Annotated in this window: 14 protein-coding genes; 11 read left to right on the top strand and 3 right to left on the bottom strand. The window is 45.1% G+C overall.

Translation table 11 applies throughout. The features are described from left to right. Positions 1-233 precede the first annotated feature (233 nt). Complete coding sequence (locus CHH67_RS21855; RefSeq protein WP_095267495.1) at positions 234-2,207, top strand: stalk domain-containing protein; 1,974 nt, start codon at positions 234-236, stop codon at positions 2,205-2,207. A 110-nt stretch (positions 2,208-2,317) separates the two neighbouring features. Here the strand turns inward: CHH67_RS21855 and CHH67_RS21850 are convergent, their stop codons facing one another. The 3 genes from CHH67_RS21850 to CHH67_RS21840 all read right to left on the bottom strand — a co-directional run bounded on the left by CHH67_RS21850 (position 2,318) and on the right by CHH67_RS21840 (position 4,884). Next, positions 2,318-2,929 (bottom strand): GNAT family N-acetyltransferase, encoded by a 612-nt coding sequence (locus tag CHH67_RS21850; protein WP_244908298.1) that lies wholly within the window; start codon positions 2,927-2,929, stop codon positions 2,318-2,320. After that, on the bottom strand, positions 2,926-3,537 hold the full coding sequence (locus tag CHH67_RS21845) for a TetR/AcrR family transcriptional regulator (RefSeq protein ID WP_095267494.1): 612 nt from the start codon (positions 3,535-3,537) through the stop codon (positions 2,926-2,928). The genes CHH67_RS21850 and CHH67_RS21845 overlap by 4 nt, the downstream gene beginning before the upstream one ends. Positions 3,538-3,996: 459 nt before the next feature. Beyond that, complete coding sequence (locus CHH67_RS21840) at positions 3,997-4,884, bottom strand: MerR family transcriptional regulator (protein WP_095267493.1); 888 nt, start codon at positions 4,882-4,884, stop codon at positions 3,997-3,999. Between the two features lie 210 nt (positions 4,885-5,094). Between CHH67_RS21840 and CHH67_RS21835 the strand changes: the two genes are divergently transcribed. The 10 genes from CHH67_RS21835 to CHH67_RS21795 all read left to right on the top strand — a co-directional run. Further along, positions 5,095-6,165, top strand: a complete 1,071-nt coding sequence (locus tag CHH67_RS21835; RefSeq protein WP_095267492.1) for a Gfo/Idh/MocA family protein — start codon at positions 5,095-5,097, stop codon at positions 6,163-6,165. A 103-nt stretch (positions 6,166-6,268) separates the two neighbouring features. Next, positions 6,269-6,907 carry a hypothetical protein gene (locus CHH67_RS21830; RefSeq protein WP_095267491.1) on the top strand — a complete coding sequence of 213 codons (639 nt, stop codon included), beginning with the start codon at positions 6,269-6,271 and terminating at the stop codon, positions 6,905-6,907. A 106-nt stretch (positions 6,908-7,013) separates the two neighbouring features. Further along, positions 7,014-7,298: a hypothetical protein gene (locus CHH67_RS21825; RefSeq protein ID WP_179292194.1), complete on the top strand. Its 285-nt coding sequence runs from the start codon at positions 7,014-7,016 to the stop codon at positions 7,296-7,298. A 72-nt stretch (positions 7,299-7,370) separates the two neighbouring features. Then, positions 7,371-7,922: a helicase gene (locus CHH67_RS21820; RefSeq protein ID WP_095267490.1), complete on the top strand. Its 552-nt coding sequence runs from the start codon at positions 7,371-7,373 to the stop codon at positions 7,920-7,922. After that, positions 7,919-8,215, top strand: a complete 297-nt coding sequence (locus CHH67_RS21815) for a hypothetical protein (protein WP_095267489.1) — start codon at positions 7,919-7,921, stop codon at positions 8,213-8,215. The genes CHH67_RS21820 and CHH67_RS21815 overlap by 4 nt, the downstream gene beginning before the upstream one ends. Before the next feature lie 148 nt (positions 8,216-8,363). Next, positions 8,364-8,801, top strand: coding sequence for an aminoglycoside 6'-N-acetyltransferase (gene aac(6'), locus CHH67_RS21810; protein WP_095267488.1), 438 nt, complete (start codon positions 8,364-8,366; stop codon positions 8,799-8,801). Positions 8,802-9,058: 257 nt separating this feature from the next. After that, entirely contained in the window at positions 9,059-9,310 is a 252-nt protein-coding gene (locus CHH67_RS21805; RefSeq protein WP_095267487.1) for a hypothetical protein, read from the top strand. 108 nt (positions 9,311-9,418) lie between these two features. After that, positions 9,419-9,631: a phage integrase N-terminal SAM-like domain-containing protein gene (locus tag CHH67_RS26910; protein ID WP_155619155.1), complete on the top strand. Its 213-nt coding sequence runs from the start codon at positions 9,419-9,421 to the stop codon at positions 9,629-9,631. Between the two features lie 69 nt (positions 9,632-9,700). Continuing rightward, positions 9,701-10,225 carry a tyrosine-type recombinase/integrase gene (locus CHH67_RS26905; RefSeq protein WP_255223042.1) on the top strand — a complete coding sequence of 175 codons (525 nt, stop codon included), beginning with the start codon at positions 9,701-9,703 and terminating at the stop codon, positions 10,223-10,225. A 142-nt stretch (positions 10,226-10,367) separates the two neighbouring features. Then, on the top strand, positions 10,368-10,832 hold a 465-nt coding region (locus CHH67_RS21795; protein WP_218832074.1), incomplete at its 3' end, for a hypothetical protein.

Below are 10,832 nucleotides of genomic sequence, written 5' to 3'. Positions count from 1 at the left end.
AATAATAAAAGCCTATTGATCAATTACTGATCAATAGGCTTTTTTGTGGTTATGGGGGACACCGTTTATCAACAAGAACTGAGTGTAGAAGATTGTTATCCATCGGTGAGTGCTCTTTAGTTCCTTATTGATCAGCGTCTCACTACATATGCAGGAAATACAGCCTATCTTGTCGAAATCAATCGAGGCTGTTAGAAAAATATTCCTACTTGGACGATGAGGAGAGGTCATAAGTGAAAAGATCGTTGTATGTTCTCGTTTTGTTTAGCATGCTGGTGGGACTCGGTTTGGCGGGGGGCAGCCCCGACAGTACTTCTGCCGAAGGGGCCGAGCTCAAGATCCGGGACATTGCGGGAAAGAATACCTATCTGATGAGCGACGGCTCCATGTGGTCCTTGATTGACGGACGCCATAGCATTCGAACCCCAGGCAACCTCGTAGCCATTAGTGGTTATGAGTACAGGGGCATCGGGATGACGCAGGAGGGCCGCTTAGTGGAGTGGGGCGTTGGCAAGGGCCCCGAGGTTGTTCCGGGCACAAGCGGCGTGAAGCAGATTTCGGGTTACTACTGGCTGAAGTCGGATGGTACCGTATGGAGCGGCAATGTAAAAGTAAACAATCTCAGCGGCATTCTGCTGATTGCCAATGCGGATCAGGAATTCGCTGCATTGTCCTCAAGCGGAGAACTGCTACTGGAGGATAACTACAAGAAGGGACAGTTTAAAAAGCTCGGGATCGTGGACAGTCCGGCATCTGTCAAATCCATGACGGTACACAGTGGACGCGTCGCTCTGCTGCATGATAACGGCGACGTGGTAGTGTACGAGACGTCGAACTTCGACGATAACGGGCGGATCATCCCGGTTACCGTGGCTCAACATGCAGCTCATATCGTTTATGTATCCAATGAGCCGACGGATCTTCTGATCGTGACACTCCAGGACGGAACCGTGTGGACAACCGGAACGTACAAAGACCGCTGGAAGCTCAAGGAGCAGATCACGGGACTTAGCGGGATTGTAAGGACATCCATTTACGGGAATGCAAAGGATTTGTCGGAGGGCTTCTATGCGCAGCGAGGTGACGGAAGCTGGATACATCACAAGGATGGACAGAACAAGAATGTGGATGTCCCGGTAGTTAAAAGCTTATCCGTTGCGATATCCAATACGACGCCTTATGTAGGAGATTCCTTGGAAGTGAGTATCCAGGAGAACTACACGAACGGAGCCAAGATCAAGGTGCCCGTTAAAGATGCAAGCATCGAGATCGAAAAACCTTATTTATTGACTGTCCAGAAGAACGGCACGTTGAAATCTACGGGTGTCGGAAAGACGCAAATGACGGTGACATCGGGCGGACAATCCAAATCGGTAACGGTATCGTCCAGCCTGCGCAACAATTTGAAATACGCCAAACAGGTCAAAGGCAATGTCATGGTTCCGGCGAAGTCCGTTATCCAAGCACTGGGAGGTACCTATTCGGCTAAAAACGGAGGCGTGGAGGCGAAATTCGGACAGAGTGTGCTCTGGTTCAAAGCAGGCAGTAACCAAGCCAAGCTGAATGAACGCTCCATCCGTCTCAAGGCTGCGCCAATGAACGATAAGGGCGAAATGCTCATTCCGGCCTCTCTATTATCTGATGCATTAGGGGCTACAACCAGCTGGGATGCCAAGTGGAAGCAAGCGCATATCTCCCTCGGCACGGATGCGACCATGACTGTGGTCTCCACCGAAACGGCTGGATTGATCAAAAAAGCGATGCAAGGCAATTTGGTTAAGTTTATCGGCCGGACGTATTGGGTGAATGATTTCGAGAACCTGGAACGCTTCTCGAAATTGACGGTAACTGACATTGTGCCTGACGACAAGGGTCAATTCAACGTGATTTTCAAAACGGCATCAGGGAAAACGGTGAAAAGTTACTCTATGCGCTCTTCGGAAGTGACGCAGCTGTTTGCAGACCGGTCTTCGTTATTAACGTACGACCCTTATCAAAAATACAAATGGTCCGCCTCCATCTGGAAACAGATTAAGGCGGGACAGGTTTCTCTAGGCATGACGAAGGAGCAGGTACAGCTGTCATGGGGAGATCCAGCTGCTAAGGACATTACCTCCGGTGGCGGAAAAACCATTGAAACTTGGGGGTACTCCAATTTTAATGTCGTTTCTTTTGTGGACGGAAAAGTCATATTGATCTTGATGTAGATGAAAGTTATCTAGAGATATACAAATCTTATAAATGTTATTGGCTCAAATTGTTCAAAGAAGAGCTGATCTGGAAGCCTGCCCGAGTACCGGGCAGGCTTTGTTGTGGCTCAGGCCTTCTCCAAACGCAGCGAGATCATGTGATTGATGCCAGATCTTCGGGCCTGCATTGACGATAGGGGCTTGCGTCTGTATTCGGTGAACCCCAGCTTCTCATATAAGCGTATGGCCGGGACATTGGTATCTGCGACCTCTTCGATAAGATAGTTACGGTACGGCAAATGATCCAGCATATGTTGAATAACTGCCGAGGCCGCTCCTTGGCCGCGGAAAGATAAGGCAGTACCAATAAACTCGATGGAGCCCGTTTCGGCTGGCGGGTTGATAAACGGCTTTTGGAATTCCCTCTTCAGAATGAGCGCTGCCATCGTGCCCTTGAACCAGCCCAGATGCCGGCGGAGCGGTGCGCTTTGAAGCTCCGTGGAGAATTTCTGACAGTCCGTGCATGCGCCAAAGGCCGCCACGCGATCACCAGCGAGCGCCACATAAAATTGGTCCAGAACGAACATATGAGCGAATGCCTTCGCGGTGATATCCCGGTCCTTAGAGAAATACGTGAGCCACTGCGAGAAGCCGTCGGCGAAAATCTCCGCCATCTGGTTTCTGACCTCTACACCCGCGCGATCTGCCCGGACAACCTTAAATGAGCCTGAGTGCTTCACAACGTTTCACCTTCCTTATCGAATATTATGGTCAAGAGCGATCTCGATGGCATGGAAAATTCACCCTCAAGCATCACCTTCATCATCGCCAGTCCCTGAATGGAGGCAAAGAAATATTGCGCCATCTCAAAAGCGTTCCCTTCTCGGAGCTTGCCTTGCCGCTGCCCTTGGTGGATGAGCGCTGCAGTCGCTTGGAGTAGATTGGTATTGAGCTGCCTGAGAGCCTCTTTCCGATCGTCCGTCTCCGTGGAGAAGAAGGATTGCGTCATCAGCAGTAAGAGGTGCCCAAAGTCATCGCCGGCGGACAGATCGTGATACACTTCGTCAGCGAACCGTGCCAGTTCCTCAACGGGCTCATCGCTGGTCTGAAATTTGGCGATTAGCGCCTCAAGTCCGGTCATGGCGAACTGCACCAGTTCCTCGAATAGCTGCTCCTTAGTACTGTAATGGCGGTACAGCAGACCGGTGCTGATGCCAGCCTGATCGGCAATATGCTGCACATTGGTGGAGCCGTATCCTTGACGAACGAACAGCCGCATCGCCGCTGTCTGGATTTTGGTGCGGGTTGCAAGGCGCATAGCTTCGTATTGTTCAGGTGTACGGGGCAATTTAGTTACTCCTTTTAATGAATGAATTATTATTCATTATAAAATCGACAAGGTAAACTGTCAACGCATAACGTAACGAAGGGCGCTGCAAGGCTTTTTCCTGCATGCTATTCACACCTGATTATCATGACGAGATATACGAGACTGAGGATCCGAGCCATAGTCGTCTTAAAGAGCAGCTATGGGATTGAAAGCGGTTGGGGACATCATACAGGCTGACGAATAGACGGCCATTCCTTACAGCGGAAACCCTACTGTGAATTGCTTCAATCACAAAATGCTATTATGATTGGGTTATGCCAATACGGCAAGCTTGCGTGTATTCATACATCAAGTTTTTAACGACCATAAGTTGGACGGTTACACGGTCAATTATAAGAAACAAATTCTATTGGCTATGGAGTATTACTATGATGGGGTAATCAAGCGTTCTCAGCCCAATAACGGGTAGTAGCTGGCTTAACGCTGATCATTATATTTGGCACGCAGCGCATTGGAAGCTTGTTCAAGCATCTCGGTGTATTCGCGATAAGCCGGACTTAGTCGTTTCATTGCAGGGATAAAGCGTTCGTAATAGCCGCTGGCTTGCTGAAATTCACGCAGCCGCTTGTGCATCTGATAAGCAGGGGAAGTCAAATACTGCTCAGACTGTTTGAAGGCCAGATATGCCTGGATGCTCTCCTCATGCTCCTCTAGAAAATGCTCCGCCTGGCGCACATGCTCAATCATGTCTGCCGACAGCTGATGCCAGTCCGATAGCGTTAGCATCGCTTGCTGGTCATCCAGACCGGACTGCAGATCGTCCAGCGTTGACTGCCCCTGCGCCGGATATGACAAGGTGGCGGTGTCATCCAGAAAGCTGATGATTTCCTCGAACGCTGCTTGCTGATCTGAACTTTCTATTGCATCCGGAAGAAAATGAGCGAAATGGACAGCGATAAAGCGGCCATATTCTCCTGGAAAGGCGTTAAGCAGCTTGCTGCTTAATGTCTCCTGCTGCTCCAAGGCACGCGGTTTGTTTTCGATCTCAAGCCAGTCACCGTCCGCACTTAATTCAGCCAGCAGCGAATGCCTCATATGCTCATGCATCAAGCGCTGTTCGTTATGCATTAATTTCTGCTGGAGCATGGCATCCCCATGATCGGCAAGCGTCTGCTTAATCTCCTTTATTGTTAATCCAAGCTTGCGTAAAACACTAATTTTCCGCAACCGTTCTATATCCTGTTTGCTAAATTGGCGATAGCCGTTATCAAGCGCCTTAGGCGAGAGCAGCTCCTGCTGGATGTAGTATTCTACCGCTTTTTTGGTTAATCCTAGCGCTGCGCATACTTCTTGAATCCGCATCATGATCACCTCGAGAATATTGTAAACCAGCACCCAAGGGAACAGTCAATCTGTAGAAATCGTATGAAGGATTTACGTAGAGGATAGTAACTATGCATTTAATTATTCGAGAATACCGTCGATATCGTATAAAATCGGGTGCACGCGGGAATACAGGAGCGTTATTACGAACCAGCTGGTCGAAACTATAAATATTAAGGGGCGAATTTGTCTATGAAGAAAATTCAAGTTGGAATCATTGGCACTGGATTCGGTGCTACGGTTCATGCTCCTATCTTGGGACTACATGAGGGGTTTGAAGTTAAGGCTATTGCCAGTGTCTATAGAGGGAGATCCAATGACGCGTTCAAAGAAATTGAAGTCAATCATATTTATACCAACTGGAAAGAGATGCTGGATAAAGAAGAACTGGACCTCATAACCATATGCTCCGTTCCCAGTCACCACTATGAGATGACCATGGAATCGATAAACAAAAATGTTCATGTGTTATGCGAGAAGCCTTTAGGAATAAGCGCATGTCAAACTTCGAGCATGCTCGAAGCACAACAAAACTCCAATGTGATGGGGTTTGTTAATTTTCAATGGAGACTTACTCCAGAGAGAATGAAAATCAAAGAAATGGTTAGCAATAACGAATTAGGGGAGATTCAATACATTAAATATATAGGAAGTTTCTCGGGTTATAACAACTTATTATCACAGTACAGAGGCTGGGAGGGAAGAAGACAGGATGGAGGTGGGTTTTTATCTGCGGTGGGATCACATATGCTGGATTCATTGATGTGGTGGATGGATCAGCCCATTTCGGATGTATATGCAGAATTAAAAACGTTAGTTCCAGTATTTCATGGATCCGCTGGGATTGAGCAGAGAGACTCTGACGATGCTTTTACTATAATGGGACATTTTGAGAATGGGACGCCCTTTATGGTAGATGTATTCTATCCTGCAGTACGAGGAAATGGATGGAAATTGGAGATTTTCGGGACTAAGGGAACGCTGGTCATGAACAATGATAGGGATTTAATGATAAGTTCAGGAGGAGAATTTCATAATTTGCAAATAGAAGATCAAAGCCTTCCAAGTCATTTGCCAGCTCCAGCGAATCAATATTATAGAGGATTATATCCGATGGTCGATCAGATTTATCATTCCATCGTTAATCAGAAGGTGGATTTAAACGTACCTACCTTTGCAGACGGTCATCGCGTACAATTGGTCATGGATGCCGTATATGAATCCGCTGCCAGTCAAGCCATGACATTAGTAAAGCGTAAATGAGATCGTCATGTGAGTATTTGAAGATGCCGGCAGCCGAAGCCCGGGTGTATGAAAATACCAGGACATTAGGTGAATTTGCCGAACTACTTGAAGGAGTACATCGATGAAATTAACATCCATACATAAAAAGATACGCGGTATGAGGAAGAAAGCGAGGAAGCTTGAAACCTGGGCCGATTATCATAAACAACTCCACGTTGATTCTTTACTTCAATATAATAAGGAATATGTAAAGCTGTGGATTAGCCCATTCTATAACTTATATCAAATAAACCCCAACCTCATAGGAAGGAAAAATCCCCCGTATAAATTCAGAAGACAAATTTTCTATCAATTGATTGAAATCTATGTAGCTTGGCAAGAACAGCTTGAACAGCTGAATCAACCCTATTATTTAAAAATATGGTTAGGCGATCCGGAATTCATGGACTCTCAGATTGTCGCGGCTATTAACGATGAAATTGATTATTACAACAATATCTTTATGGATCACGAAGAACATAAGGACTTTCCATTGAGGATTCACCACCCGTTAATGGATCGTTTTGTCTGGAAAAGATGTGTGAATGGATACGTTGTGTGGGAAAGTGATTTAGAAACTGCTCAAGAAGTGAATGAAATACAGAATAAAGCCTTCAAAACCTTTGAAACCGAGGTGGATGGAAGGATTGAACGATCCTATTTTATGAAAACAGGCGATATGTGGGTCGGGAGTATGCGAAGAAGTGGAAACACAACGTAGCACAGCATAAATCTCGCTCCATGCGCTCCGTGGTGTTGACAGCATAAGTCCGGGAAATGGACAGGCGGCCCATCATCAAAGTTACTCCCATAAAGGAGAACCCACTATGAAATCTTTCTTTCACTATGACACGGACGAAGGAAGGAAAGACTTGCTGTCCCGTGCAAGGAAAGTCGCACTAACTGCGCTTCAATATTATGATCTGGATTGGAGCTGTATTCAATTTATTCAAGTTTCGGACACGATTACTTATAAAATCGAAACCGATTCCAGCGATTCCTATTTGCTTCGCATCCACTCGGACGAATTAAGTAAAGAAGAGATCCTTTCGGAGCTGCTTTTTCTAAGTGAATTATGGAATGTGCATCATGTACGCTTCAAATCCGGATGAAATCCCAAATTTGCAGGCTGAGCAAGAATATGCTTTAGCCTATCTAATAGACACCTGACAGGAGGAAGAGGAATGCATGTCGACAACGAAGAAGTGTACCCGAATCGTCTAGTAACTACAAGAACAGTAGAAATAGGTGGGCTTACGAAAGCACAGCTCATTCAGAAGCTGAAACAAAGTGATATTAGGATGAATGAGTACGCCGAGCGATTATTAACGGATGATCGATTTACCACCTCAGATACTAGATACAGCCTGCAAACCGTTGAAGTCACGGTTGGCGATCTTGGTTTTCGCGATGGAGCGACGACGGATCAGATATACCAAAGAGCAGCCGAATTCGGCCTGGCATTATGCCCGCTTGAGCTGGGCCCATATATAAGATTGCAGTACGCCGACCAGCCAGAAGGGGATTCAGGAGACGGTGTACAGCGAAATCAAGCGCCATCGGGCTCCATTACGATAGCCTCAAGGAGGCTGACGGATGATGATGATTTCCCGAAAGGCTTCTATCTTCGGCGGATGAATGATGCGCTGTGGCTAAGAGGATATCGCGCTGATCATCTGCATGTCTGGAATCCTTACGACCATTTTATTTTTGTTAAGCCGGAGCCCAGATCATGAAATTATTTCTGTTTATCAGTCAGTCCATCTACGCGTTGATGTTAGTGCCTTGGCTTATCGTGTGGGGTGTATCGTTCATGGTGTTTGATAGCGGTTTGTCGCTTTGGGGAGTAGGCATTATGATCATGGTCACATTATATCCAATAGCGGTTGCGATGCTCCTTATTATCCTGGATCTATGTGAAGAAGATGCGTCCTCTTTCTATCGTAGCGATCAATCTCGTTCCTTCCATTTGGATCATGGCCTTTGTACTCATCATCTTCGTATTCTGATCCCAGGTGAACTTACATGAAGAAAATACCACATCATTATTAGGCACAAGACCAGGTATAACAGCCATGTATGATGTTTATGAGTATATGAAGCGTATGAGAGCCATGGATGTGTGTTAAGTCAATCCTGCCAACGTTACGAAAAATGATATAAGCGTGGTGAAGCTCATGATAATTGTAAAGGCGAGTGAATCGGAACTCATAGCATTAGTATCCTTAGCCTTGAAATTATGGCCGGACAATACGGTGGAACATTTAAGAGCTGAATATGAAGAATTATTGTATTCAGAAAGGGACATTTTCTATCTAGCGGTTATTGGAGATAAGGTTGTGGGTTTCATCCATATGTCGTTGCGATATGATTATGTGGAAGGATCCGAATCAAGTCCCGTAGGGTATATTGAAGGAATATATGTAGAAGAAGAATACAGGAATAAGGGCATTTCCAGACAGCTAGTTGAAGCAGGAGAACAATGGTCAAAGTCGTTAGGATGTGCCCAGGTGGCCTCAGATGCTGAATTGCATAATGACGGAAGTCAGGCATTTCATAAAAGGATAGGATATAGAGAAGTGAATCGGATCGTTGCGTTCATTAAAGACATATAGAACAACGACATCGATATTTATAAAAGCAGAAGAGAGTCAGGGAGTGATCATTATCAAATTTGTTCTTATATTTGGTCCCCAGGCCGTTGGAAAGATGTAATAAGAAGGAAGACGGATAAGAACATCATGCGATAGGATTCCAGCGTAACAATAGGCTTCGAAGTACGAAGACCTGCAGCCCGGTCATGGATATGACGGACTGTGGGTCTTTTTTGTGTAGGAGTGGATTTGAGGAGATTATGAAGGAGGAGATCAGAATGGAAGTGGTCATAACCCGATGGGATGATCGTCACTTGGCGGTATCGCTAAAAGGGTTTATTGCAGAAGATATTGCATTCATCAAACGTATTCCGGGCAGAAGGTGGTTGCCTGATGAGAAGGTATGGAGGATTCCTTTCCGTAAAGAGGTAGTCCACTCATTGGTTACAAGATTTCCTGAAGGTCAATTTTCGATCGATCCAGACCTCACAGATATTCAAGAATTATACGGAAAGAGCCCTGATCGCTAGCGGCCATACAAATGAAATGGTGATTGGGAACTAGATTCAATCCGAAGCCGAACCTGAACCGCAAGGCGAGAACGGCATGTACGTTGGGATTCGAAAGAACAACGGAGAATGAAGGATATATTAATACTGAAAGGCTACAGCAGGCGAACCATCAAAACCTATGTGGGGCATGTTCGTCGCTATGTTCAATTTACACAGGATAATGGGACGTCTATAGGAAATGAAATACGTATTCAACAATATCTGCTGTCTCTTCTAGGTCATCATTATTCGCATGCGTATGTGAATCAGGCTGTGAGCGCATTGAAATTCTATACATAACATGTCTTTAACGAATCCTTGGCATTGGACGCATATATCAGACCAAAGAAGGAGGAGAAATTACCGAACGTGCTAACTCTAGAGGAAATACGGAGGGTGTTGGAACATGTACATAACCTGAAACATAAGGCCATATTATATCTGACATATTCCTCCGGCCTACGGGTAAGTGAGGTGGTTCGGTTAAGACTAGAAGAGATCGATGCGGAACGGTATTTAGTCAAGGTCAGGCAGGCAAAAGGAAGAAAGGACCGTTATACGATTCTTTCGCAATCCGCACTTGATGTTCTTCGGGAATACATAAAACAACACACTCCTCAGAAATGGTTGTTTCCCGGCCAAGCCACAGGCAAGCATATCACGGAAAGAACGGTACAAAAGGTGTTCGAACAAGCACTGCTACAATCCAACTTGCAAAAAAAGGCCAGTCTGCACACATTACGTCATTCGTTTGCAACACATTTGCTGGAAGCAGGAACCGACTTGCGTTACATTCAGGAGCTGCTAGGTCACGAAAGCAGTCGCACAACAGAACGATACACCCACGTTACTTTAAAAGATGCACGGAGAATACGAAGTCCCCTGGATTTATAGGAGGGGCAGGACTAGGATTTGGAAACGACAAACCACTCCAAATTTAAACCAAGCATTGAGCTTCGCTAACTCCACAAGTATATAGGTGTTTACGAAATACGGTAATCGTCATATGATGGTGGTATTAGTGAAGTTCGTAGATATGGAGTTAGGTGAAATACCTTGTAAAGAGGAGAAAACTATGAAATTAAAAGAGACATTTAATTCTTTTTTAGAGACAGAAACTGAAGGGAAATATTTTGAAAGTTCAACGGTTACTTATAGAAGAAAATTAGAGGTTTTTTGTGAGTATCTAATTGTAATAGGTAATCTGTCGGATAACAATTGGGAAGACATTTTGCGTGGAATGAACGAGAAGAAATTTGCTGATAGTGCAATTTATTATATTGAAAACTATAATATTCAATTTTACTCTACTCTAGACAATTATTTTTCCGTAATCTATTCCTATTTCAGGTACATTCGTGATTTCCTCGGAATTTCTAATAATACGATAGATAGTGAAGAGAAGCTAAAGAGCTTAAAGAAATTAATACATGCGAAAACTAAAGATTACAATCTGATAACGAAGAAACAAAAGTCGCCTATTAGTGATGATGTGTACAAT

The organism is Paenibacillus campinasensis, from assembly GCF_002272015.1.
Classification (GTDB): domain Bacteria; phylum Bacillota; class Bacilli; order Paenibacillales; family Paenibacillaceae; genus Paenibacillus_AQ; species Paenibacillus_AQ campinasensis.
Note: the sequence above shows the minus strand (reverse complement) of the source record. Positions and strands in the feature narration are given on the sequence as shown.